The organism is Streptomyces sp. NPDC093984, assembly GCF_044764595.1.
In the GTDB taxonomy this organism is placed as follows: domain Bacteria; phylum Actinomycetota; class Actinomycetes; order Streptomycetales; family Streptomycetaceae; genus Streptomyces; species Streptomyces cynarae.
In genome coordinates this window covers 683,086-707,935 of sequence record NZ_JBIWIM010000004.1, presented here as the reverse complement: position 1 = coordinate 707,935, position 24,850 = coordinate 683,086, and the positions used below count along the sequence as shown (strand labels likewise).

Genomic DNA, 24,850 nt, shown 5'->3' with positions numbered 1-24,850 from the left:
TCGTCGCGAATTGACGTGAACGGAATGGGATTCTGCGGCCAGGGGTCGGGCTTGCGGAACGGGGCGGGTGGAGTTCCCCCAGGTCGGCGCGGGATTGGGGCGGGTTCGGCGCGGGTTCGGCCCAGGTGGAGCGGTCGTCAGATCAGGCGGAGCGGTCGTCGGACCGGGCGGACCCCGACCGCGGACCGGGCGGACCCCGACCGCGGACCGGGCGGACCCCGACCGCGGACCGGGCGGACCCCGTCCTCGGACCGGCCGGAGCGGCCGTGGGACCAGGCGGACCCCGACCTCGGACCGGCCGGAGTGGTCGTCAGACCAAGCGGGGCGGTCGTCAGACCAGGCGGGGCGGTCGTCAGACCAGGGAGAGCGGTCGTCAGACCAGGGAGAGCGGTCGTCAGACCAGGCGGACCGGTTTCTCGGGGCGTACGCCGAGGTTGCGGAGCCAGGTGCGCAGCGGGGTGGGGTCGCCCTCCTCGACGAGGGTGCGGACCCGGGGGGAGAGGTCGGCCGCTCGTTCGCCCCTCACCAGGAGGGACGGGCCGTCCAGCCAGTCGAGGCCCGGTGCCGCTCCCGCCGTGTCCATCGCGGCGCAGCACACCACCGCGGCGACGTGGTCGACAAGCAGTTCGCGGCCGGTGCGGGGCGGTTGCAGTGGGAACAGCGGCAGCATCGCGGCGGCGTCCCACACCGCACGGTCCGGACCCGGTCCCCCGGCGCCGCCGGGTATCGCCCCTGCCGCCTCCTCCCGCGCCATCTCGGCGCTGAGCCCGGCTACGAGTGCGGCGGTCCGCACACTGGCGACCACGTCGTCGTCGGGAACGTCGGCGGTTTCGTCGCCGGCGCCGTCCTCGCCCGGGAGACGTATGCCGTCGGACCCGCTCTCACCCGCGGCCGTGCCACTCGCGCGCGCGCCCTCACCCGCCGGCGTGCCGCTCGCGCCGGCGGCCGGGCGGACCGTCAGGTACTCCAGGACCCGCTCCAGCGTCGGTCCGCCCGCGTGGGGGACCGTGTCGTGGTGGGCGTGGTGGACGCCGAGGGCGTCCAGGACGCGGTGCAGGCGGGCCGCGTCCGTGCGCCACTTGCGGTCGACGACCTCGTCCGGGTACTCCTGCCAGTCCACCGGCGCCCAATTCGGGCCGGACTCGGCCGGTCCTCCGTGGAAGAGGCGGGCCGCGAGCAGGGACGCGGCCTCGTCCACCAGGCCGGGCTCCTCGAGCAGGTCACAGGCCGGCCGCTCACCCAGCCGCGAGGTGAAGCCCTCGGCCAGCCGGTCCCGGCGCGACAGCTCCGTGAGCGCCGCGACGACGCCCGCGTCCAGGCGCGAGGGCCAGCGGCCCATCCGCCAGGCCGGCAGCGCGACCCGGGTCAGCAGCCGGTCCCAGCCCGCGTACGCCAAACCCACCTGCTCCTGCGCGACGATCCGCGCCCCGTAGTCCACAGCCTGTGCACGCTCGGCCGCGGCCGCCGCCACCCCCCGCTCCATCTCCTCCGCATGCCCCCGGCAGCTGCGCAACAGCAGGCGCGCCACCCATCCGACGCCCGCGAGCACCGTACGGATCACGGGCCCGTGCGCCGGTGCCGACGTCACCGCCACCGCGGCGTCCAGCCCGCGGACGAAGCGCCGTGCCGCCGCTATGTCCGGGTGCGCCGACGGTCCCGTACCGGCGACGACCGGGGCGAGGACCGCGCGCAGCTCGCCCACCCGCATCCACCACAGGAACGGCGAGCCGATGACAAGCACGGGCGCGGTCGCGGCGCGGTGCTGTCGGGGGGCCGACAGGCCGCGTATGCCGCGGGCGCCGGATATCTCCTCCCCGGGTGGCGGACACGGCGGCCCGTGAGCGGGGTGGGTGCGGTCCTCCAGCCAGCTGTCGCAGTCCGGGGTGAGCGCTATGGCGGACGGCGCGGGCACGTCGAGGCGGTCGGCCAGGTCTCTGACCATCCGGTAGAGATCGGGTGCCGCGTCCTCCGCGATCGGGACCGTCGGGCTCATGGCCGGGCGGGCGCGGGCGATCACGAGGGCGATACCGGCGGCGCAGAGCAGGACCACCACCGCGACAACGGTCACGATCCAGCGGGCGATCCCCCAACGCCCTCCGCCGAGATGACCGGTGGAACCGCCGACGAGCAGCACGACGGCGACGGCCGCGGGCAGCAGGGCGACGGCCAGAGCGCGGCTGCGGATCCGCAGCACGGCCAGGGCCCGTGAGCGCGCGGCCTGCGCGCCCGCCTCCACACCGATACCGGTCACGACCTGACGTCACCCCCTCCGACCCGCCTCTGCCCGGCACGACCCGTGCCGTGACGGTCTGCGTCACGGAAGTCGCCGCCGGATGCCCGTGCGTTGCTCACCCCCCCACTGTGGCACCCGCCACTGACATCGCAATGCCGGTGGGCCAAGTGCCGGAACACCTGCGCCGCACCCTAGTTGGGGCTCCGGCCGTCGTCAGCCGGACGGGACACCGCTCACTCGATGGAATGGCTTTGGGGAAAGGTGGCTGACGCAGGGCAACGGCCAGGCCAGGATTCCGCCGGTTCGGCGCCGAGCCTTCGCGCGACACCACCGCATGACACCGCCGCATGACACGGGCCCCGCATCCTGAGACGGATCCGGGGCCCACGAGGTTCATCGGCCGGCGTGACCACCACACGGACGCGCCGAGGTCGCAGGCCGGCGCGTCAGATGCCGGTGCCCGCGGCCTTCGCCGCGATGTCCGTGCGGTGCTGGGAGCCCTCGAGTCCGATGCGCCCCACCGCCGCGTACGCCCGGCGACGCGCCTCGGTGAGGTCCTCGCCGGTCGCCGTGACGGACAGCACGCGGCCGCCCGCGCTCACCACCGCGTCGCCCTCCCGCCGGGTGCCGGCGTGCAGCACGTAAGCGTGCGGGGCGTCCTGGGCCGCCACCTCGTCGAGCCCGGTGATCGGGTCGCCGGTACGCGGGGTGCCCGGGTAGTTGTGAGAGGCGACGACCACGGTGACGGCCGCGTCGTCGCTCCAGCGCAGCGGCGGCAGGTCGGCGAGGGTGCCGTTCGCGGCGGCCAGCAGCACACCGGCGAGCGGGGTCTTCAGCCGGGCGAGGACGACCTGGGTCTCGGGGTCGCCGAAACGGGCGTTGAACTCGATGACCCGAACGCCGCGCGAGGTGATCGCGAGCCCCGCGTACAGCAGCCCGGAGAACGGCGTGCCGCGGCGGCGCATCTCGTCGACGGTCGGCTGCAGAACCGTCTGCAGCACCTCCTCGACCAGCTTCGGGTCGGCCCACGGCAGCGGTGAGTAAGCGCCCATGCCGCCGGTGTTCGGCCCCTCGTCGCCGTCCAGGGCGCGCTTGAAGTCCTGGGCGGGCTGGAGCGGGACCACTGTCTCGCCGTCGGTGACGGCGAACAGGGACACCTCGGGGCCGTCGAGGAACTCCTCGATGACGACACGCTCACAGGCGGCCGCGTGGGCCCTGGCGGCCTCGAGGTCGGCGGTGACGACGACGCCCTTGCCGGCGGCGAGGCCGTCGTCCTTCACGACGTACGGGGCGCCGAAGGCGTCGAGCGCCTCCTCGACCTCCTCGGCGTTCGTGCAGACGTACGAACGTGCCGTGGGGACGCCCGCGGCCGCCATCACGTCCTTGGCGAACGCCTTGGAGCCCTCGAGCTGCGCGGCTTCCCCGGAGGGGCCGAAGACGGGGATCCCGGCCTCGCGCACGGCGTCGGCGACCCCTGCGACGAGCGGCGCCTCCGGGCCGACGACGACAAGCCCGACGCCGAGCTCACCGGCCAGCGCGGCCACGGCCTGTCCGTCGAGGGCGTCGACCTGGTGCAACCGGGCCACCTCGGCGATACCCGCGTTGCCGGGGGCGCAGTGCAGCTCGGTGACGTCGGGGTCGAGGGAGAGGGAACGGCACAGGGCGTGTTCGCGGGCGCCGCTACCGATGACGAGGACCTTCACGGGGTCAGCCTAACGGGCACGGGCCAGTGACCTTGTGGGGGCCGCCGAAGAGGGCCGGGGGACGGCTTTGTGGGTTCCTCCCAAGAGCCCCCGCTCTGCCTGCTCCTGGCCCGCCTACTCGTTCGAGAACTCCTCGACCACCGTGGCCCCGAGCTCTCTGACGATCAGTTCGTGGCCCGAGAGCGCCGACTCGTCGAGGTCGGGGTCGTCGTCCTCCGGCATGTCGTCCTCGGGGGCGACCACATGGCGCTCCGGTGCCGGGGGCGCGGTCTGTGCGGGGGCGGGCGCCACCGGTGCCGGGGCCGCGGTCGCGGGCGCCGACGGGGCCGCCGGGCGCGCGGCCGGAGCCGGCTGCTGGGGTGCGGGACGGGGCGCCGACGGGGCGCCCGAGCCGTAGCCACCGCCCCCGCCGGACGGGTAACCGCCGCCGAAGCCGGAGCCCGAAGTGGCCGGCGGTGCCGAGCCGCCCGAGGGGTCGACGATCGCCTCGATCTTCCACTGCACGTTGAACTGCTCGCCCAGCGCCTGCCGCAGGACCTCCTCGCTGCCGCTGCTGAGGAAGTTGTCCCGGGCCCCGGCGTTCACGAAGCCGACCTGCAGCGTCGTCCCGTCGAAGCCGGCGACCTGCGCGTTCTGGCTGAGCAGGATCCAGGTGAAGCGGCGGCGGTTCTTCACCGCCTCCAGGATGTTCGGCCACAGCGCGCGGGGGTCGAGCCCGCCGGGCGCCGGTGCGGCGGCCGGTGCGGGAGCGGAGGCTGCCGGTGCCGGCGTGGCCGCGGGTGCCGCCGGTCGCGTAGGCGCGGCCGGTCGCGTGGGCGCGGCCGGGGGCTGCGCTCCGCCCGCGGACGCCGCCGTGGGCCACCCGCCGGGCCGTCGGCCGCTGCCCGCGGCGGCAGCGGTGGGCCAGGCACCGGGACCGGCGGGAGCAGGGGCGGCCTGGGGCCCCGGCTGAGCGGGAGCGGGAGCCGCCGGCGGCGTCTCCGCGGGCGGTGCGGGCGGTGCCGGTGCCGGAGCAGGCGTCGCCGCACCGTCGTAAGCACCCGGCCCCGGCGCACTGCCTGCGCCTGCGCCTGTGCCCGCGCCTGCGCCTGGGCCCTGGGCCCGCACCGCGGCCCGAGCCGCGGCCGGACCACCGCCGGGCGGCACCGCAGGAACGGACGACGCCCCCGCGCTTGCCCCGCCGTGCGCCTCGGGACCGGGCACATACCCCATGGCAGGGGCCGCGCCGCCGCCGGAGAAGTTGACGCCGCGCTCCAGGCGGTCCAGGCGGGCCATGACGGACCGCTCGTCCCCGTATGCGGCGGGCAGCAGCACCCGTGCGCAGATCAGCTCGAGCTGCAGGCGGGGCGAGGTGGCCCCGCGCATCTCGGTCAGCCCCTCGTTGACGATGTCGGCGGCGCGGCTCAGCTCGGCCGGGCCGAAGACGCCCGCCTGGGCCTGCATGCGCTCCAGCACGTCGACCGGGGCGTCGATCAGCCCCTTCTCGGCGGCGTCGGGCACGGCGGCGAGGATGACGAGGTCCCGCAGCCGCTCCAGCAGGTCGGCGACGAACCGACGGGGGTCGTTGCCCCCCTCGATCACTCGGTCGACGACTTCGAACGCGGCGGCCCCGTCCCCGGTGGCGAAGGCCTCGACGACCGAGTCGAGGAGCGAGCCGTCCGTGTACCCGAGCAGGGAGGTGGCCATGGCGTATGTCACACCGTCGGGGCCCGCGCCCGCGAGCAGCTGGTCCATGACGGACATGGAGTCACGCACGGACCCGGCGCCCGCGCGCACGACCAGCGGCAGAACCCCGTCCTCGACGGGGATCTTCTCCTTCGCGCACACCTCGGCGAGATAGTCCCGCAGGGTCCCGGGCGGGACGAGCCGGAACGGGTAGTGGTGCGTGCGCGACCGGATGGTCCCGATGACCTTCTCGGGCTCGGTGGTCGCGAAGATGAACTTGAGATGCTCGGGCGGCTCCTCGACGACCTTGAGCAGCGCGTTGAAACCGGCCGACGTGACCATGTGGGCCTCGTCGATGATGTAGATCTTGTACCGGCTGCTCGCGGGCCCGAAGAAGGCCTTCTCCCGCAGGTCACGGGCGTCGTCCACACCACCGTGGCTGGCCGCGTCGATCTCGATGACGTCGATCGACCCCGGTCCGTTCCTCGCCAGGTCGCGGCAGGACTGGCACTCGCCGCACGGCGTCGGGGTGGGACCTTGCTCACAGTTCAGACAGCGGGCCAGGATCCGCGCGCTGGTCGTCTTGCCGCATCCGCGCGGGCCGCTGAACAGGTACGCGTGATTGACCCGGTTGTTCCGCAGCGCCTGCTGCAGCGGGTCGGTGACATGCTCTTGCCCGATGACCTCGGCGAAGGACTCCGGGCGATAGCGGCGGTACAGCGCGAGAGACGACACGCTTACGAGGTTATAGGCGCCCACTGACAAAGCGCCCGGCCCGAGTCACAGCCCGGCCGCAGCCCCTCGGCGCCCGCCCCTGGGCACCCGTCCCCGGACGCGAAAGACCCCCCACGCACCCGCCAGAGCCAACCTACCCTTGCTGCCTTCCGGCCCTGGGGGAGTTCAGTCAGATAGCGCCGCGTGAGGGGCTGAGCCCCAGCCTACCCGATCGCCGGGTCCCGAACGAGTTCGCTAGCACTCCCCGGCGTCATGTAATGTTTCCGGCGGAGGATTCGCCTAGAGGCCTAGGGCGCACGCTTGGAAAGCGTGTTGGGGGCAACCCCTCACGAGTTCGAATCTCGTATCCTCCGCCAGTGCCTCACCGGGCACGATGTCGAAGGGCCCCACCGTTCGCGGTGGGGCCCTTCGACGTTGTCCGTCTCAGTTTCCGTCTCAGTTGTTTTTCTCTTCGATACCGGGCGGCACCCAGAGCGCGTCCCCGACTTGCTGGGCGACCTTGCGGAGCATGGTTCCCGTCACATGCATGTACCGGGCGCGCATCCGCGCCGCTCCCCCGGGCTCCCAAGCCGTGATCGAGTCGATCACCACGTCTGGGACTCCGAGGATCAACAGCACGGTGGCGGCAGTGTGCCGAGCGTCGTGCAGTCGGCTGTCTCGTACGCCCGCGTCCCGGAGAAGCCGCTTCCAGATGTGGAAGTCGGTGTTCGGGCTCAGCGGCCCACCGATCGGCGAGGCGAAGACGTACCCCTTGCCCTCCCAGTCGGCACCGGCCGCGATCCGCTCCCGCTCCTGGGCGTCCTGGTGCTGGCGGAGAATCTTGATCAGCGGATCGGGCAGGCCGATGGTCCGCCGTCCGGCTCGGGACTTGGTGGACTTGTGCTCGCGACGGGTCTGCTCCCTCTTGGGGCAGTAGCCCGCCTTCCGGCCACACGGATTGGCGCCGCAGCCGTGCGCGTACTTGGGACGCGGCCGGTTCTTGCGGATGCGGACGTATCCCGCGTCGAGGTCGACGTCCTCCCAGTGCAGTCCGAGCGCTTCCCCTTGCCGCAGACCGAGAGCGAGGGCGACGACCCACCGCGCGCTGTTGCGGAGCTTGGCAGCTTCGACGAGCAGGCTCTGCACCTCTTCGATCGTGTACGGCTCGATGTCCTCCTCTTCGAGCCGGGGCGCCTTGGCGATCTCCGCCGCGTTGGTCGGGACGTGCCCACGCCGCACCGCCTCGCCAAGGGCGACACGGATCGTCCGGTGGACGTGGTGAGCGGTGCCGGCGGAGCTCGAGGCAGGCACGGCATGGGGTCAGAACAAGCCTCCGGCGGGGGATCGGCCGACGCCGGGATGGAGGGGGCGCCGTTCCCGGGTGCGGGTTCGTAGGGGTGTGTGGGAGGCTCCCATCCCGTTTGCCGTCGACCCAGGCAGAGCCGAGCAGACGCGGTCCCTGGCGTCCAGGTCGTTCGTACAGTGGCGCGCTCCACCTGGACGCCAGGGACCACGCCCGCTCCACGGTGTGTGGGTCGACGGCAAACGGGATGGGAGCTGGGGTGCGCGGTGGGAAAGGTGGCGCGTGCCAGCAAGCTTCCATGCTGCGCGCGGACGACCGCTACTGTGCGGTGAGCGGCACCGCTAGGTGGAAGGGGGGCAGCTCATACGGTGGCAGTGGTGAGTCGCCGGTAGCGGATGCGCCCTGATCAGACGGTCGGCAAGCGGGTTCTGGCCCTCATTTTGGGCAGCAGCATCCATGGAACCGCCTCACGTCCGAAGCGCCGAGCAGTGCCCACCCCGCATATCCCCCGAGCACCACAGCACGCGCCTACACACGAGGTCACGGCGGCGCGTAAACCTACGGGCCGTGTCTCCGCGGCGTCGAAGTGGGCCGACCGCATCAGATGCCTGTGCAATGAGGCCGGCCGCGCCCTTCTCAGCGGTGGCGCGGGCGAGGCAGCAAGGCGAACGCGCTCTCCGCAATCGAGGTCAGGCGGGCGGGACTGTGGCCGTACGCGCCTACGACATCGGTCCCGCGGATGACGGTCAGCAGAAGGTAGGCAAGGTCGTCGGGATCCGCGTCGGGGTCGATGTCGCCGTTGCGCTGCGCCGCTCGCACACACTCGGCCACCGCCGTCGCGACCACGGAGAAGCAGTCGTTGGCCAGGCGTTTCACCTCGGGGTCGGAGGCGCCGATCTCCAGGGCCATTTTGGCGGCGAAGCAGGCCGCCGCCGCCCGGTCGGGGGCGGGGGGTACGTCGGCGGCGAGTGGCACTCCGTGGACGGCGCGGAGCAAGTACGCGTGCAGTCGTTCCAGGGCGCCCTCGTCCGGTCCGGCGAGCGCCTTCGGCGCACCCTGCCCCAGCCGGGCGAAGTAGCCGGCCATCGCCTGCAGCAGCACGCCGTGCTTGCCGTCGAACGCGGCGTAGAGGCTGCCGCGGCCCAGGCCGGTGGCGGCGCTGATGTCGTCGACGCTCGTGCCGTTGTAGCCCGAGGTGCGGAACTGCCGCTCGGCGGCGTGGAGGACGTGGTCGGGGTCGAAGCTTCGTGGTCTCGCCATACACCGAAGGTAAAGCCGACCCACCGTATTTGACAACCCAGTACAGAACCGTCTAAGTTTCGGACTGTTTAGTAAACAACCGTCCTGAGCTCACCGAACAGGGTGCGTGCACGCCTGGCGCGATGGAGAGCAACTCATGCCTTTGCACTCCTCCGCGCCGCCCGGCGTCGCGACGCCTTCCAGGCCTGCAAGGCCCGGTCTGATCCTCGCGATCCTGGCGACGGCGAGTTTCATCGCCGGACTGGATCTGTACATCACGAACGTCGGGCTGTCCTCGGCGCGGGGCACTTCCTGCACCTCGAACAGCCCAAGAGGGTCGCCGACCACATCCTCGGCTTTCTGAACAGCTGACCCCCCTCCAACCACCCAGAACTCGAAGGGTTGACCGAACCATGACTGATAAGGAAAGGCAGGAGGCCATGGCTGTGGCGACTCCTCCGTACGCGAGCGACGCACTGGCCGAGGGGACCGTCGACGCGGTGGTGATCGGCGGGGGCGCCGCGGGGCTGAACGGTGCACTGATCCTCGCCCGCTCCCGCCGCTCGGTCGTCGTGATCGACAGCGGCTCCCCGCGCAACGCGCCCGCGGAGGCCGTGCACGGTTTCATCGTCTTGGACGGCACCCCGCCGTCCGAGATCCTTCGACGGGGCCGGGAGCAGGTGCGCCAGTACGGCGGACGCGTCGTGTTCGGCGAGGTGGTCTCGGCCGAGTCCGCCGCCCCGTCGGCGGACGGGGACCTGCGGTTCACCGTCACCCTGGCCGACGGCCGCAGCATCACCGCTCGCCGCATCCTGGTGGCCACCGGCCTCACGGATGTGCTGCCGGAGGTGCCCGGGCTCGCCGAGCACTGGGGGCACAGTGTGGTGCACTGCCCGTACTGCCACGGCTGGGAGGTGCGCGATGAGCCCATCGGCATCCTCGCCACCGGTGCGGCCTCCATCGGCCACGCGTTTTTGTTCCGTCAGCTGACCGAGGACCTGACCTACTTCACCCACGGCACTGACCTGGACGAGGACAGCCGCGCCCGCTTCGCCGCCCGCGGCATCCGTGTCATCGACACCCCGGTCACCGAGGTCGTCAACGACGCCGACGGTGCCCTCGCCGGGGTGCGCCTGGCTGACGGCCAGGTCGTGGCTCGCCGCGTCGTCGCGGTCGCCTCGCCGATGCACGCCCGCACAAAGGGCCTGGAAGGTCTGGGCCTGCCGGTGCAGGACCTGCCGACGGGCCGCGGTTTCGCCTCCGGCGCGGCCGGCACCACCGAGGTGCCGGGTGTGTGGGTGGCCGGCAACGCCACCGATCTGGTCGCCCAGGTCGGGGCCTCCGCAGCGGCCGGCGCACTGGCCGGCGCCGACATCAACAGGATGCTGGCCATCGCGGACACCGACGCGGCCCTCCAGGGGATCGCCGAGGGAAGCCCAAAAGGGGCCACAGGATGATCTCGAAGCCCTGAGATCTCAGCCCGTCGCCCGCTCCCCTCACGGGCAATTAAGTGATTCCGCTCCTCCGCCCCGTCCCTCTCAGGAGCTACTGGTGCCCTTCCTTGCGAACACCCCCGTGGAGAAAATGACCGGGCCGTACGCGCGGCGCTGGTGGGCGCTGCTCGTGCTGTGCCTGAGCCTGCTGATCACGGTGATGGCGAATACGTCGCTGATCGTCGCCGCCCCCGACATGACCACCGAGCTGGGCCTGAGCAGCAGTGATCTGCAGTGGGTCGTCGACAGCTACACCGTTCCGTACGCGGCGCTGATGCTGGTGCTGGGCTCAATCGGCGACAAGTACAGCCGGCGCGGCGCGCTGGTGCTGGGTCTGCTGATCTTCGCTGGCGGTTCGGTGATGGGGAGCATGGTCGACGAGACCTCGCTGGTCATCGTGGCCCGCGCGATCATGGGTGTCGGTGCCGCGGTCGTGATGCCGGCCACGCTGTCCCTGGTGGTCGCGACCTTCCCCCGGAGCGAACGGGCCAAGGCCATCACCGCCTGGGCCGCGACCTCCGGGGTGGCGGTAGCCGTCGGCCCGCTCGTCTCCGGCTGGCTGCTTGAGGACCACGCCTGGGGCTCGACCTTCCTGATCAACGTGCCGATCGCCCTCGTCGCCGTGTTCGGCGCGCTCGCCCTGGTACCGCCGTCCAGGGCGGAGGGCATGGGCCGGATCGACTACCTCGGTGGTCTGCTGTCGATCGTCACCGTCGGCTCCCTGATCTACGCCGCCATCGAGGGCCCGCACTTCGGCTGGGGCGCCGGCCCCCTCACCGCCGCCGTGGTCGCCGGTGTCGGTCTGGTCGCCTTCGCCGCCTGGGAGCTGCGGCACCCGCACCCGATGCTGGACGTCCGAAAGTTCGCGCTGCGGCCCTTCAGCGGCTCGATGCTCGCGGTGATGTTCTTCTTCTTCGGTATGTTCGCCGTGCTCTACTACTCGACGCAGTTCCTGCAGTTCGTCCTCGGCTACGGCGCCCTGGACACGGGCCTACGGCTGCTGCCGCTGGGCGGTGCGGTGTTCCTCGGGTCCGCGCTGACCGGGCAACTCGCCCCGAAGCTGGGAGTGAAGGTGATGGTCGTGACCGGCATGGCCATCGGCACGGCGGGCATGTTCCTGCTCACCCAGATCAACAAGGGGTCGACGTACGGGGACTTCCTGGCGCCGCTGATGATGCTGGGCCTCGCGCTCGGACTGAGCATCTCCCCGGCGACCGACACGATCATGGGCTCCTTCCCCGAGTCCGAGCTGGGCGTCGGCGGCGGTGTCAACGACACCGCGCTGGAGCTGGGCGGGGCGCTGGGCATCGCGGTGCTGGGCTCGCTGCTGGGCACGGCCTATCGGGACGAGCTAACCGACCTGGTGGGCAACCGGCTCCCGGCGGAGGCGATGGAGACCGCCAAGGACTCGGTCGGCGCCGGCCTGGCCGTCGCGCAGCGGGTCGCGCAGGATCCCTCCGCCGGGCCCCAGCAGGCCCAGGCCGCCGTGGACGCCGTCCACCAGGCCTTCGCCCACGGAGTCGCCCAGACCAGCCTCATCGGCGGAATCATCATGGCCGCCGGAACACTGATCGTCCTCGCGGTCCTGCCGGGCCGACGCGGGTTCGCGAAGAAGAGCACCGAGCCGGGGGCCGGGACGACGGCGAGCGAGGCGGCGACTGTGCAGGAGCACACCGGGTCCACCCGCTAGATCGCCGGCGGGGCGTCCACAGGATCGCCGGGGACGCGTCCGCCGGAGTGACGGGCACCGCCTCCGCCGGATCGCCCGCCAGGCGCGTCGGGCAGGAGCCCGGCGACGCGAGACGCGCAGGGCGCGGGCGTGGTCCACGGTCCACGCGGATCCTCTGCCGGAACACCTCACCGTCCATGGCCTCCGGGCCGCCCCGGGGCTCTCCTCCGGGGCGGCCCGGAGGCCAAGGGCCGTGAGGTGACAGCGGCGGTCGCCGCAGACGCCGCCCTGCGACGACAGGCGACCGCCGCTACGCCGCACTCCGCTATGCCGCACCCGCCGCTGCTCGTACCCACGCGGCGGCGTCGTGCCACCGCCCTGCGGCCCTGCGGCCCTGCTCGCGCCCCCGCCCTCTGCCGTGGTGTTCTGCGACGAGGGCTATAACTTCGACGTTCATCTCCGGCCGGAGGCCACCGACGCCGAACTGACCGACTTGATGACACAGGCCTGATCCAGGCATGGAGTCTACGTGCACCACAAGCGCACCAGATAGAGCGGGGAACAGCGGGGAACCACGGTGAAAGCAAGCGAGCACGACGAGGGCGCCTCGAAGTCGTCCGCCCAGGTCAACCTCCAAGTCGGCCTCCGATGCTCGCAGCTTCCCAAGCTGCGGGCCTGGTACGGATCCCTCGCCCTGTGAAGAGCCGTGTCTGCGAGGTTGACGTGTGTGGTCAGCGTCGGGCGATCATGACTCATGACTCGCGCTCTGTCGACGCCGCCCGTCATTGCCTCCGGCTTGCTTGCCGACTCCCCTCAGCCCGTGCTCCGCGTCACCGGGGGCTTGCTCCTGCGCCCCTGGGAAGACACCGACGCGCCGCCTTTCCTGTCTGCTTACCAGGACGGTGAAATCCGCCTCTGGCACACGCGTCGGCCCTCCACCGAGGTCCAGGTCCGGGAGTGGTTCGAGACATACCGCCAGGACTGGAAACGCGAGAAGGGCGGCCACTGGGCGATCACTCGCGACGGCGCCGAGGTACTCGGCCGGATCGCCCTGCGCGGCCTGGACTTCGACGACGGCATAGCCGACGTTGCCTACTGGGTCCTCCCAGCCGCCCGAGGCGCCGGTGTGGCTTCACGCGCCCTTTCGGCGCTCACCACCTGGGCCCTGGAAGAGATCGGCTTCCACCGGCTGGAGCTGGATCACTCGACCCGCAACCCTGCCTCATGCAGGGTCGCCATCAAGTCCGGCTACCTCCTGGAAGGCACCAAACGCAGCGCCGCCCTCCATGACGATGGCCGACACGATATGCATCTCCATGCCCGCATCCGTGACTACTGAGTCCTCCGACTGCCGCAGCCCGTGAGCTGGGAGGGCGGTGACCGTCTCAGTTGCCGTCTCATTCATCGGGGTTCAGGGCCGTTCAGGCGAGGCCACGGGCGCGGTGGAACAAGGAGCTCGGCCATCTGTGAACGCAGGTGAACGCTCCTGCACACCGCCCACCTGCCCACCAACACAGTTGGAAAGCGTGTTGGGGGCAACCCCTCACGAGTTCGAATCTCGTATCCTCCGCACTCGCCCGCCAGGGCATGACGAAGGCCCCGACCGGTTCGCCGGTCGGGGCCTTCGTCTTGTTCCGCGCCAGTCGGGGTCTTTCCCTTCGGCGTGTTCCGCGCCAGTCGGGGTCTTCCCTTCGGCGTGTTCCGCAGGGTGGACGCGGCTGCCCCGTCCGTTCGGTCGGGCGGGGCAGCCGGTGGTGGGGAAGGTCAGGGGACCGAGTTATAGGTGTTGCTGGCCCACAGGGCGCCGCCCGTGCTGGGGCCGCCGCCGCTCTTGTAGACGACGAAGTTGCCGTCGCTCTGCATGAGGGCGTAGGCGCCGGTGTGGCCGTAGGTGTGGGTGGACCACAGGGCGCTGCCGCCGGAGGTGTAGACGACCAGGTTGCCGTCGCTCTGCATGTACATGTAGGCGCCCGCGTGGCCGTAGGTGCCGGTGGACCAGATGGCCTTGCCGTCGCGTGTGCGGTACATCACGACATTGCCGTCCGCCTGCACCACCAGGCGGGTGTACCGGGTCTGGGTCCACCAGCCGCCGGTGAGCTTCTGGCCCGACTTGATCGTCGTCGAGCGCAGGTAGGTGCCGTCCGCCCAGAGCGACCCGCCGGTGCTGGGGCCGCCGCCGGCGCCGTACACCACGAGGTTGCCGTCGTCCTGCAGCAGGGCGTAGGCGCCGGTGTGGCCGTAGGTGTGCGTGGACCACAGGGCGCTGCCGCCGGAGGTGTAGACGACGAGGTTGCCGTCGCTCTGCATGTAGGCGTACGCCCCCGAGTGGCCCGAGGTGTGGCTGGACCAGATCGCCGGGCCGTTGCCCGCCGCGCCCGTCTTGAGGTAGGCGACCAGGTTGCCGTCGCTGCCCATGGTCAGCGTCACGTTCGCGCTGCTCAGCCGCTGGCCGGAGGTCAGCTTCTGTCCGGGCTGCAGCGCGTTGACGGAGTTCGGTCCGCCTGCGAAGGCCGCGGTGCCGTTGGGGGTGCCGAGGCCCGTCGGGCCGTCGTAGCCGGCGCCCGCGGTGCACAGATACGTGGGCGAGCAGGTGCCGTTGGACCCCGTGGTGACGTCGTTCAGCGCCGCCCTGTGCCCGTAGAGGTACGAGGAGGGGTAGCTGTTGGCGGTCGGGGTGCCCGCGAGGGCGTAGGTGGCCGCGACGATCGGCGAGGATGCGCTGGTGCCGCCGTAGACGTCCCAGCCGGAGGCCCCGTAGGTGTCGTAGACCGCGACGCCGGTGGCCGGGTCGGCGACCGCCGAGACGTCCGCGACGGTGCGGCGGGAGCAGCCGGAGTCCGACTGCCAGGACGGCTTGGGCTCGACCGCGGAGCATCCGGACCCCGTGCCGTCGGTGCTGTCGGTGGACCACACCGACTCGCTCCAGCCCCGGGAGGTGCTCGAGCGGGTGAGCGAGGTGCCGCCGACGGCGGTGACGTACGGGGAGCTGGCCGGGTACTCGGCGCCGTAGCCGCCGTCACCCGCGCTGACGGTGATGGCGACGCCGGGGTGGTTGAAGTACTGGACGTCCGCGGTGGTCTGGCTCGGGTCCTCGGTGCCGCCGAAGGAGTTGGAGACGTACTTCGCGCCGAGGGCGACGGCCTCGTTCTCGGCCGTGCCGAGGTCGGACACGCTGGGGGAGTTCGCCTCGACGAGCAGGATGTGGCACTGCGGGCAGACCGCGCTGACCATGTCGAGGTCGAGGGATATCTCGCCGGCCCATCCGGCGTCCGCGCTCGGGTAGGTGGTGCCGCCCGTCTGGTTGACCTTGCGGAAGCAGCCGTTCGCGGTGGTGCAGGGGGGAAGACCGTACTGGGACCGGTAGGTGGCGAGGTCCGACTCGGCGGTGGGGTCGTCCATGGCGTCGACGATCGCCACGGTCCGGCCCGAACCGGCCGTGGAGGACGGCAGGTTGTAGGCGCTCTGCAGGTCCGAGGGGCCGTAGCCGGACGGTGTGGCGTTGGGGCTGAGCGTCATGTGCTGGACGATGTCGGTCCTGGCCTCGGCGAGGCACGCCATGTGCCCCGGCTTGGTGGCGTGGGCGCACAGGTGCTTGACGTGGGCCGCCCCGGTGGCCGAGGTCGCGGACGCGGTCGCCGTGAGCGGTCCGCCGGCCAGGAGCGCGGCGGCGGACAGCAGAGCCGCCGCGGCGGAGCCCGCCCGGCGTCTGCGCCTGCTGTTCGGCTGCTCCGCTGTCGCGTGTTCGGCGCTTGAGCGCAAGGAAGTGCCCTTCTGTGTGGTGCCGATGGAGAGCGACTGGTCTGGGCTGGTCCGACCGTGACCGCCGTTTCGGCAGGTGCCGAGGGAGGTGCGGCGTGCGGCCGCCACTGCCGGTCACCGCCGAGTGGTGCGCGCGGGGACGGGAGAGCTGCGTCAGTCCGGTCTGCGTCGACCGGGGACCGGGCGTCCCTGATTACTCGTCGGTGACGCCACGGAAAACGGAGAGAAAACCAGTACCCCGCAAGAAGAGGAGCGCGTGACGCATTCACGTGCACTCGCTTTCGACGGTGCTCCATCGAACGCGTCGCCGCCTTCTTCCATGTCCCCGCCCTCTCCGGTTCCGCACGCCCGCACAGGCGAGTTGACGGACCAGAAATGCTCGCAGAAGCCTTCCCCGGCCCACGGTGTGGTGAGTGAGGGAGGCCGCTGCCGGGACGCTATCCGGACGGTTCGTCGAGAAACAATCAGGCGATGGTAAATCCTTGATCAGAGTCGGGTGGTCGCCGTATTCATAAGTCGCCGATTGCGCGCGGAGTCCGAGTCCGCGCTCAGCCGGAGATGGTCGCCAGTCCGGCGATACCGGCGAGGTAGACGATCACCGCCGTGACGCTGTCGACGCCCATCCGGGCGTACTGGCGGCGGGGCCGGAAGACGAGGCCCGCCATGTAGACGACGGTGAGGATGATGCCGAGCGCGGTGAGATAGACGTCCGTGTGGTGCGCCGCCGGCAGGGCGGGCTTGCCCGAGATGAGGCTCGCGAGCAGGAACAGCACGGGCAGGAAGGCGTTCCCGCCGAAAATGTCGCTGACGGCGAGCTGGTAGTCGCCGAGCTTCATGGAGGTCAGACCGGTGCTGATCTCGGGCAGGGCGGTGGCCACGGCCAGCACGGTGGCGCCGAACAGCGCGCCGCTCAGTCCCTGCCGCGCGAAGAACTCCTCGCCGCTGCGTTCGATGACCACACCGGCCACCAGGGTCGCCAGGGCCGAGACGGAGAACACGAGCGTGGCACGTGCGGTGCTCAGGCCGCGGTCGCCGGCCGCCTTCTCCTTCTTGGCCCTGGAGTGGCCGCGCGGTTCGGGCTGGCTGTCGGGGGCGTCGCCGCCCTCGCGCCACGGCAGGCCGCGTCCGGCCCGGTTCAGCAGCACCAGGCCGATCACCCACAGTGCGGCGATCGCCACGGACGCCGGGGCCAGGCCCCCGGCGTGCAGCTCCGGGGGGAGCTGGGTGCCCATGACGACCACGGCCAGCACGGCCACCACCAGGGCGCCCTCCAGGACCAGTTGGAGACTGGCGGCCAGGCGGGTCAGCGGTGCGCGGGGGCGGACCCCGGTGGCGTCCAGGACGGCCAAGACGACGGTCTGGACGGCGATGCCGCCGAGGATGTTGCCGACGGCGACGTCCAGTTGACCGGCCATGGCGGCACTGACGGTGATGGCGGTCTCGGGCAGGTTCGTGGCGATGGCCAGAAGGATCAGTCCGCCGAGCGCACTGCCCAGGTGCAGCCGTTCGGCGAGCACGTCGGTGGTGTCGGACAGCTTGACGCCCGCGTACCAGATGACCGCGGCACTGGCCGCGAACAGCAGGAGCAGAACCGGCGAACTCAAAGATCCCATGCCGCGTGGAGTACCCGCCGCCGTCGAACGGAACCTGGCGGTGCGACCGGGTGCGGGACCCTCCGGGGGATGCGCGGGATCGTAGTTCGGCCGCGGCCGTCTAGGAGGTGCGAGGCGGGCGCGGTTGGTCGGCGTGGTCGGGGGTGGGGGGTGGGGGTGGGCGCGGTTGGTCGGCGTGGCCGGAGGGGTGCGAGGCGGGCAACGGCTCGCCGGAGTGGCCGGGGTGGGGGCGGGCGCGGCTCGTCGGAGTGGCCGGGGGTGGGGGCGAGCGACGGCTCATCGGCGTGGCCGGGGGTGGGGGCGAGCAACGGCTCGTCAGCGTGGCCGGAGGGGCGCGAGGTGGCGACGGCTCGTCGGCGTGGCTGAGTTGGGCGCCCTGAAACGGGTGGATCGGGGTACTCGCGAGCGCACCGGACGGCCGGGCGCCAGGGCGCCGGCCGATCGCAGGAACCGATACGGATGGGTGGTGATCTCCGTGACGAGCACGCAGCCGCACTACGCCGGACGCGACCACAGCGTGAACCGCTCCGGTCAGGAGCCGGTGAGTGAGCTGGTGCAGCGGGCCTCGCAGCAGTTGACGGAGTTGGTGCGCGGCGAACTGAGGCTGGCGCAGGCGGAGATGAAGGAGAAGGGCAAGCGCTACGGCAAGGGCGGCGGGCTGTTCGGCGGCGCCGGAGTCGTGGGCCTGCTCACCCTGCAGGCCCTGGTGGCCACGGTCATCGCGGCCCTGGCGGTGCCGCTGCCGGTGTGGGCCGCCGCCCTGATCGTCACCGCGGCGCTGGGCGTCATCGCCGCGGTCCTGGCCGTGACCGGGAAGAAGCAGGTCGGCCGGGCCGCGCCGCCAACGCCCGAGCAGACGATCGAGAACGTGAAGGCCGACCTGGCCGAGATCAAGGAGAGTGCGCACCGATGAGCAAGCCGACTCGCGACGAGCGGACCGCCACGGGCACGGAGGAACTGCGCGTACAGCTGGAACACAGCCGGGAGGAGCTGGGGCAGACGGTGGAGGCGCTGGTGGCCAAAACCGACGTCAAGGCCCGCGCCCAGGAGAAGGCTGCCGAGGTGAAGGAACAGGCCGTGGTCAAGGCCGCCGAGGTGAAGGAGCAGGCCGTGGTCAAGGCTGCCGAGGTGAAGGAGCAGGCCGTGGTCAAGGCCGCGGAGGTGAAGGAGCAGGCCGTGGTCAAGGCCGCCGAGGTGAAGGAGCAGGCCGTGGTCAAGGCCGTCGAGCTGAAGGCCAAGGCCGCCGGCGTCGCGCATCAGGTGCAGGAAAAGCTGCCCGACACGGTCAGGGACAAGGCCGCCCGGGCCGTCGGCGAGGCCCGCGCGCAGGCGTCACAGGCCGGGCGGGTGTGGGAGGAGAAGGCGCCCGAGCCGTTGCGGCAGAAGGCGGCCCAGGGGGCCCGGGCGGCACGGGACAAGCGCACCGTGCTGCTGGTGGCCGCCGCCGGCGCCGTGACGCTGTGGCTGGCCCGGCGCCGCACAAGCCGTGGCGGGAGCGCCCGCTCGTGATCGTCAGCGGGCGGCCCGGCGGGGAGCCGGGCCGCCCAGGCCCTGTCGTCACCGGTGGCGCGGGGAGCCGTCGCGGGCGCCGCGTGGCGGTCGGGTCCGGGCGGCAGGAACACCACCCCGCGCCCGAAGCCGCGCCCGGCGCGGTTCCCGGCTGCGGCTGCCCCCGGCTTCCCCGGCTGTCCAGGTCACCCGCCCAGGGGCAGCATGGAGATACCGGAAGCCTGATTCAGGCGTGGAGCGGTGGCGGCACAGGGCGCCATGCCGCGCCGGCAGGCGGAGGGAGGTCCCGATGTCAGCCGAACCCTTCCAGGTGGACGGCGACGAGTCCGGCCCCGGGCACCCCCGGCGGACCGGCCTGCTGGACGTGCTCAGCGTCGCCGCGGTGGTGCTGGACGAGGACGGGCGCATTGTGTTCTGGAGCCCGCAGGCCCAGGAATTGTTCGGCTACACCCCGAAGGAGGCGCTCGGGCAGTTCGCGGCGCGGCTGCTGGTCCACCCGGAGCACTTCCAGACCGTGCTGAGTCTCTTCACCGAGGTCATGCAGACCGGCCGGAGCTGGGCCGGTGCCTTCCCCATCCGGCACAAGGACGGCGACACCCGGATGATGGAGTTCCGCAACATGCGGCTGTGGAACGACCGCGGGGAGATCTACGCCCTGGGCATCGCCGCCGACCACGCCATCCTCCAGCGTCTGGAGACCGACCTGGCGCTGTGCGAGCGGCTGGTCAACCAGTCCCCCATCGGCCTCGCCCTCATGGACCCCGACCTGTGCTACCTCCTGGTGAACCCCGCCCTGGAGCGCATCGACGGCATTCCCGCCGAGGAGCACATCGGCCGGCACCTGCGGGACACCGTGCCCTTCGCCGACGTCGACACCATCGAGTCCGCCCTGCACCAGGTGCTGGCCACCGGCACCCCGCTCCTGGACCAGTACCACGTGGGCCGTACCCCCGCCGACCCCGACCACGACCATGCCTGGTCCCTCTCCTTCTACCGCCTGGAGGACCCCGGCGGACGCGTGCTAGGCGCCGCCATCTCGGTCGTCGACGTCACCGAGCGGCACCGCGCGGCCACCGAGGCGGACCGGGCCCGGCGGCGCCTCGCCCTCATAGCCGACGCCTCCGCCCGCGTGGGCAACACCCTGGAGGTGGAGCAGACCGCCCGCGAGCTGGCCGAGGTCGCCGCGCCCGATCTGGCCGACGTGGTCGCCGTGGACATCCTCGACTCCGCCCTCGCCTTCCGCCGTACCGGCAAACTGGACAGCGGTCCGGAGCTGTTCCGCGCCCTGGCCCTCAAGGCGGCCCATCCGACCGTGGCGCTGCGCGCCGCCGACTCCCCCGGCGACCTCGCAGCCTACGACGGCGACCGGCTGGTCACCCTTTGTGTGCACACCGGCCGGCCGGTCCTGGTGCGCCACGTGGGCGAGCACGATCTGCGGCGCATCGCCCGCGACCCCGAGGGCACCACGCTGCTGGCGCGCGCCGGGGTCCACTCCTACCTCGCGGTGCCGCTGATCGCGCGCGGCGAGGTGCTCGGCGCCCTCGACCTCAAGCGCACCCGCAACCCGCTGCCGTTCGACGAGGACGACGTCGTGCTGGCCACCGAGCTGGCCGGGCGGGCCGCCGTGGCCATGGACAACGCCCGCTGGTACCAGAGCGTGCGCAACACCGCCCTCACGCTGCAGCGCAGCCTGCTGCCCGACCACGCCCCGCACCACACCGGCCTGGACCTCGCCACCCGCTACCAGCCCGCCCAGACCACCAGCGAGGTCGGCGGCGACTGGTACGACGTCATCCCGCTGACCGGCGACAAGACCGCGCTGGTCGTCGGCGACGTCATGGGCAACGGCATCGACGCCGCCGCCACCATGGGCCGGCTGCGCACCGCGACCTGCGCCTACGCGGATCTCGACCTCGCCCCCGACGTCGTGCTCCAGCACCTCGACAAGATCACGTGCGATCTGGAGCACTACATCGTCACCTGCCTGTACGCGGTGTACGACCCCCACCGGAAACTGTGCCGCATCGCCAACGCGGGACACCTGCCGCCCGCGCTGGCCCGCGCCGGCCGTGCCCCGGCGCTGCTGGACCTGCCCAGCGGGGCCCCGCTCGGCGTCGGCGGCATCCCCTTCGAGACCGCCACCACCGACCTGGGCCCCGGTGACCTGCTGGTCCTGTACACGGACGGCCTGGTGGAGACCCGCCACCACTCCATCGACGACCGCCTGAACATGCTGCTCGCCCTCCTCGACCAGCCCCAGCGGCCCCTGGAGGAGACCTGCGACCTCCTGCTGCACGGCCTGCGCCACCCCGACGACCACGACGACGTCGCCCTCCTCGTGGCCCGCGCCCAGTAGGGGCACGCGGATCGGCCGGGTGCGCGGCGGACTCGCACAGCGTGGCGGCCCGACACCGATGTCCTCGCCGCGCACCTCTCGAACGGTCGAGGGGGCCGGCGCCCCCCTCGGGAACGCCGGCCTCATGGCCGAGGCGGGCGCCCGGGGCCGCGGGCGAGGAGGACGGCCCCTTCCTCCCCGCAGCCCTCAGGAGGCGGACGGAGACATGGGAAGGGGCCCCGGCCGAGATCCGGCCGGGGCCCCTTCCACGGTCGCGTCAACGTCGCCGGGGCTCCCGCACGACCGCCACCTCGCCCGGTTCCACCGTCACCGAGCCGGGCGTCGGCTTGCCCGTCAGCAGTTCCACCGCGTCCTCGGCGACGGTCACCCGCGCGCCGCGGCCCGTGTGGTCGATGAGGAACAGGTAGTCCGCGGACGGACCCCGCCGCCGGACGACCTCCACGCCCTCCGGGGCGGTCCGCACCGGCTCCACGCCCGCCTCGCTGCGGATGCGGGTCAGCAGGGAGTCGAGGGTGTCCGGGTCGGGCCGGGTCGCCAGGTACCAGGCGGTGCCCTCGCCGTGGGCGTGGCGCGTCACCGCGGGCACGCCCTTCAGGGGGCCCTCCTCGTACGACGACACGGCCTCGGCGCCCTCCAGGCGCAGCCGCTCCGACCACAGGGTCGCCGTCCCGCCCCCGCTCAGCGGCACCGCCTCGTCCGGCAGCAGCGGGAACAGCTCGTCCGACCTGACGCCCAGCGCCTCACGGAAGGCCCCGGGGTAACCGCCCAGCCGGACATGGCAGTTCTCGTCCACCGCCCCGCTGTGGAAGCCCACCGCCAGGGTTCCGCCGCGCTCCGCGAACCCGGTGAGGTTCGCCGCGCCCGCGTCGTCGACCAGGTAGAGGCTGGGCGCCAGGACCAGGCGGTACGGCGACAGGTCCGCGTCGGGGCGGACGAAGTCGACGGCGACGCCCGCACGCCACAGCGGCTCGTACCAGGCGCGGACCAGCTCCTGGAAGCGGACTTCGGCGCTGGGCTGGGAGGGGAGTTCCACGGCCCAGCGGGCGCTCCAGTCCCAGACGATCGCGACCTCGGCGGTGCCGGTGCTGCCGCGCACCTCCGCGAGTGCCTTCAGGTCGGCGCCGAGGCGGACCACGTCCCGCCAGATCTGAGTGTCGGTGCCCGCGTGCGGCAGCATCGCCGAGTGCCACTGCTCGGCGCCCGCCTTCGAGGCCCGCCACTGGAAGTAGGCGATGCCGTCCGCACCGTGGGCGACGTGCGCGAGGGCGTTGCGGCGCAGCTCGCCCGGGCCCTTGGCGCGGTTGACGGGCTGCCAGTTCACGGCTCCCGTGGAGTGCTCCATCAGGAACCAGGGCCCACCCGCCATCGAGCGCATCAGGTCACCGCTCATCGCGATGTCGATGTGCGACCCGGGGTCCGTCGAGCGGAGGTAGTGGTCGTTCGAGACGACGTCCAGCTCCGGGGCCCAGCGCCAGTAGTCCAGCGCCTCGAAGCTGAAGTTCACCATGAAGTTGGTGGTGGCCGGGATCGAGGGCGCCGACGCGCGCAGCACGTCCCGCTCCGCCGTGTACAGCCCCAGCAGCTCGTCGGAGCAGAAGCGGCGCCAGTCCAGCCGGTGGGTCGGGTTGGGGACGGCGCCCGTCGCGCGCGGGGGCAGGATCTCGTCCCAGTCGTAGTACCACTGGCTCCAGAAGGCGGTGCCCCAGGCGTGGTTGAGCGCCGCTAGGTCGTCGCCGTACTTGGCGCGCAGCCAGCCCCGGAAGGACGCCGCGCTCGTGTCGCAGTAGCACTCGGCGTTGTGGCAGCCGTACTCGTTGTGGACGTGCCACATCGCGACGGCCGGGTGGTCGGCGTACCGCTCGGCCAGCTTGCCCGCGATGCGCAGGGCCGCCTCCCGGTAGGCGGGGCTGGACGGGCAGAAGGTCTGCCGGCTGCCGTAGGACAGGGTGCGGCCGTCGCGGTCGACGGGCAGCGCCTCGGGGTGGGCCCGGAAGAACCAGGCCGGCGGGGCCGCGGTGGGCGTGGCGAGGTCGGCGGCGATGCCGTTCTCGTGCAGCAGATCGAGGATCCGGTCCATGCGCGAGAAGTCGTACACGCCCTCGGCGGGCTCCAGCAGCGCCCAGGAGAAGATGCCGACGCTGACCATCGTGACCCCGGCCTCGCGCATCAGGCGCATGTCCTCGGCCCAGACCTCCTCGGGCCACTGCTCGGGGTTGTAGTCGCCGCCGTAGGCGATACCGGGTAGGGACAAGGTGCGCTTCATCGGGCGCCTCCCGTGAGGAGACGGCGGGTCGTGGCCACGCCCCACGCGTCCAGGGACAACAGACGGTCGCTGGAGGCCATCAGGCCCCCGGTGGCCTCGACATGGGCGGCCCAGCGTTCGCGGGTCTCCACGGCCGGGCGCGCCATCAGGCAGTCGGGGTCGTTGATCCAGAGGCGGCCGTGCTGCCACTGGCGTGCCCGGCCGGTGAACTCGGCGGCGTCCTGCCCGGGCTGGCTGAAGTCGTCCGCCTCCGGCCGGCGGTGCGGGGCCGTGTCGGGGCTGACCCGCATCGCGTCGAACAGGCCGATGGACGGCAGGATCGGCGCGCCGCAGCCCAGCAGGTACGCGTCCGGGCCGATGGCGTCACGGATCAGGGCGACGCCCGCCCGGTACGCCGTCAGCGGGTCGGCATCGGAGTGCCGTACGCCGTCCAGGGCGCCCGCGTAGAGGAAGTCGACCTTGAAGTAGTCGTAGCCCTCGCTGCGCAGGGTGGCGAAGACGTGCGTCAGGTACGCCGCCGCATCCGGATGGGTGGTGTCCAGGGCGTACAGGTCGTGGCCCCAGTTGTGGCCCGCGTGCACGGGCGCGCCCTCGGTGTCCCGGACCAGCCAGTCCGGGTGGGCCGTGGCCAGTTCGCTGTCCGGGGCGACCAGGAACGGCGCCGTCCAGATGCCGGCCCTGCGGCCGCGCGCCCGGATCGTGTCGGCGATGCCGGCACGGGAGCGGAAGCGGCCGGAGAGGGTGAGCCAGTCACCGAGGGCGCTCTGGTAGCCGTCGTCGATCTGGACCACGTCGACGGGCAGGTCCAGGGTGTCCATCGCCCGCAGGTTCTCGTGGATGTCGTCCTCGGTGACCTCGGTGAAGTACTCGTACCAGGAGCACCACACGGTCGGCGCGGGGCACGGCGGCGCCACGCCGAGAGCGTCGGCCCACTCGGCGAGGACGGCCTGGATGTCCGGGCCGGTCAGCTCCCGGACCGGCCCGTCCGCGCTCACCTCGGCCCGGTCGCCGTGCACCTCCAGCCGGATGGAGGGCACGGCGCGGTACGGGTCGGCCGCCGCCCACAGCCTGACCGGCGTGCCGTCGCCCGGGTCGAGCGCCAGCAGCCCCTCGCCCTGGAAGGCGCCCGCGGGGACGGTGCGGCCGGGGCGGTAGCAGACGGTCGCCCAGTTGTCGTTCGCCGGGCGGTGCGGCTTCTCACCGAGGGCGTAGGCGCCGCTCGGGCTCCAGGACTGCCAGCCCTCCTCGTGGACCCGCGCACGGGCGACGTCCACGGGCACGGAGGCGAGCGGCGTGAAGGGGTGGTGCACAGTGCGTCTCTTCTCGGAAAA

Annotated in this window: 15 protein-coding genes, 1 tRNA gene, 1 other RNA gene and 1 pseudogene; 8 read left to right on the top strand and 10 right to left on the bottom strand. The window is 72.4% G+C overall.

What is annotated here, in order from left to right:
- Positions 1 to 394 precede the first annotated feature (394 nt).
- The 4 genes from ACIRC0_RS19195 to ffs all read right to left on the bottom strand — a co-directional run bounded on the left by ACIRC0_RS19195 (position 395) and on the right by ffs (position 6,529).
- Positions 395 to 2,251: a hypothetical protein gene (locus ACIRC0_RS19195; RefSeq protein ID WP_403617303.1), complete on the bottom strand. Its 1,857-nt coding sequence runs from the start codon at positions 2,249 to 2,251 to the stop codon at positions 395 to 397.
- Positions 2,252 to 2,679: 428 nt separating this feature from the next.
- Positions 2,680 to 3,936: a phosphoribosylamine--glycine ligase gene (gene purD / locus ACIRC0_RS19190; protein ID WP_403617302.1), complete on the bottom strand. Its 1,257-nt coding sequence runs from the start codon at positions 3,934 to 3,936 to the stop codon at positions 2,680 to 2,682.
- Between the two features lie 114 nt (positions 3,937 to 4,050).
- On the bottom strand, positions 4,051 to 6,336 hold the full coding sequence (locus ACIRC0_RS19185) for a DNA polymerase III subunit gamma and tau (protein WP_403617301.1): 2,286 nt from the start codon (positions 6,334 to 6,336) through the stop codon (positions 4,051 to 4,053).
- A 102-nt stretch (positions 6,337 to 6,438) separates the two neighbouring features.
- Positions 6,439 to 6,529: signal recognition particle sRNA small type (gene ffs / locus ACIRC0_RS19180), an RNA gene on the bottom strand.
- A gap of 75 nt (positions 6,530 to 6,604) precedes the next feature.
- Between ffs and ACIRC0_RS19175 the strand changes: the two genes are divergently transcribed.
- A tRNA-Ser gene (locus ACIRC0_RS19175) sits at positions 6,605 to 6,692 on the top strand.
- A gap of 79 nt (positions 6,693 to 6,771) precedes the next feature.
- On the opposite strand, the pseudogene ACIRC0_RS19170 reads toward ACIRC0_RS19175, so the two are convergent.
- Both ACIRC0_RS19170 and ACIRC0_RS19165 read right to left on the bottom strand, forming a co-directional pair.
- Positions 6,772 to 7,620, bottom strand: a pseudogene (locus ACIRC0_RS19170) (tyrosine-type recombinase/integrase); the annotation flags it as partial.
- A 634-nt stretch (positions 7,621 to 8,254) separates the two neighbouring features.
- Complete coding sequence (locus ACIRC0_RS19165) at positions 8,255 to 8,878, bottom strand: TetR/AcrR family transcriptional regulator (RefSeq protein WP_403617300.1); 624 nt, start codon at positions 8,876 to 8,878, stop codon at positions 8,255 to 8,257.
- Positions 8,879 to 9,297: 419 nt separating this feature from the next.
- Between ACIRC0_RS19165 and ACIRC0_RS19160 the strand changes: the two genes are divergently transcribed.
- From ACIRC0_RS19160 to ACIRC0_RS19145, 4 genes are all read left to right on the top strand, one after another.
- Positions 9,298 to 10,314 (top strand): NAD(P)/FAD-dependent oxidoreductase, encoded by a 1,017-nt coding sequence (locus tag ACIRC0_RS19160; protein ID WP_403617368.1) that lies wholly within the window; start codon positions 9,298 to 9,300, stop codon positions 10,312 to 10,314.
- A 94-nt stretch (positions 10,315 to 10,408) separates the two neighbouring features.
- The gene (locus ACIRC0_RS19155) at positions 10,409 to 12,040 is read left to right on the top strand and encodes an MFS transporter (RefSeq protein ID WP_403617299.1); all 1,632 of its coding nucleotides are present in this window, start codon (positions 10,409 to 10,411) and stop codon (positions 12,038 to 12,040) included.
- A 556-nt stretch (positions 12,041 to 12,596) separates the two neighbouring features.
- Positions 12,597 to 12,719 (top strand): hypothetical protein, encoded by a 123-nt coding sequence (locus ACIRC0_RS19150; RefSeq protein ID WP_403617298.1) that lies wholly within the window; start codon positions 12,597 to 12,599, stop codon positions 12,717 to 12,719.
- A gap of 54 nt (positions 12,720 to 12,773) precedes the next feature.
- The gene (locus ACIRC0_RS19145; protein ID WP_403617297.1) at positions 12,774 to 13,358 is read left to right on the top strand and encodes a GNAT family N-acetyltransferase; all 585 of its coding nucleotides are present in this window, start codon (positions 12,774 to 12,776) and stop codon (positions 13,356 to 13,358) included.
- A gap of 425 nt (positions 13,359 to 13,783) precedes the next feature.
- On the opposite strand, the gene ACIRC0_RS19140 is transcribed toward ACIRC0_RS19145, so the two are convergent.
- A complete protein-coding gene (locus ACIRC0_RS19140) occupies positions 13,784 to 15,778 on the bottom strand; it encodes a hypothetical protein (RefSeq protein WP_403617296.1) in 1,995 nt (664 codons plus the stop codon).
- Positions 15,779 to 16,326: 548 nt separating this feature from the next.
- Entirely contained in the window at positions 16,327 to 17,391 is a 1,065-nt protein-coding gene (locus ACIRC0_RS19135) for a sodium:calcium antiporter (RefSeq protein ID WP_403617295.1), read from the bottom strand.
- Positions 17,392 to 17,932: 541 nt separating this feature from the next.
- Between ACIRC0_RS19135 and ACIRC0_RS19130 the strand changes: the two genes are divergently transcribed.
- The 3 genes from ACIRC0_RS19130 to ACIRC0_RS19120 all read left to right on the top strand — a co-directional run bounded on the left by ACIRC0_RS19130 (position 17,933) and on the right by ACIRC0_RS19120 (position 21,256).
- Positions 17,933 to 18,304, top strand: coding sequence for a phage holin family protein (locus ACIRC0_RS19130; RefSeq protein WP_366025392.1), 372 nt, complete (start codon positions 17,933 to 17,935; stop codon positions 18,302 to 18,304).
- Positions 18,301 to 18,900, top strand: a complete 600-nt coding sequence (locus ACIRC0_RS19125) for a DUF3618 domain-containing protein (protein ID WP_403617294.1) — start codon at positions 18,301 to 18,303, stop codon at positions 18,898 to 18,900. The genes ACIRC0_RS19130 and ACIRC0_RS19125 overlap by 4 nt, the downstream gene beginning before the upstream one ends.
- 289 nt (positions 18,901 to 19,189) lie before the next feature.
- On the top strand, positions 19,190 to 21,256 hold the full coding sequence (locus ACIRC0_RS19120; RefSeq protein WP_403617293.1) for a SpoIIE family protein phosphatase: 2,067 nt from the start codon (positions 19,190 to 19,192) through the stop codon (positions 21,254 to 21,256).
- A gap of 256 nt (positions 21,257 to 21,512) precedes the next feature.
- On the opposite strand, the gene ACIRC0_RS19115 is transcribed toward ACIRC0_RS19120, so the two are convergent.
- Positions 21,513 to 23,519: a beta-galactosidase gene (locus ACIRC0_RS19115; protein ID WP_403617292.1), complete on the bottom strand. Its 2,007-nt coding sequence runs from the start codon at positions 23,517 to 23,519 to the stop codon at positions 21,513 to 21,515.
- Positions 23,516 to 24,829: a glycoside hydrolase family 36 protein gene (locus ACIRC0_RS19110; protein ID WP_403617291.1), complete on the bottom strand. Its 1,314-nt coding sequence runs from the start codon at positions 24,827 to 24,829 to the stop codon at positions 23,516 to 23,518. The genes ACIRC0_RS19115 and ACIRC0_RS19110 overlap by 4 nt, the downstream gene beginning before the upstream one ends.
- Positions 24,830 to 24,850 lie beyond the last annotated feature (21 nt).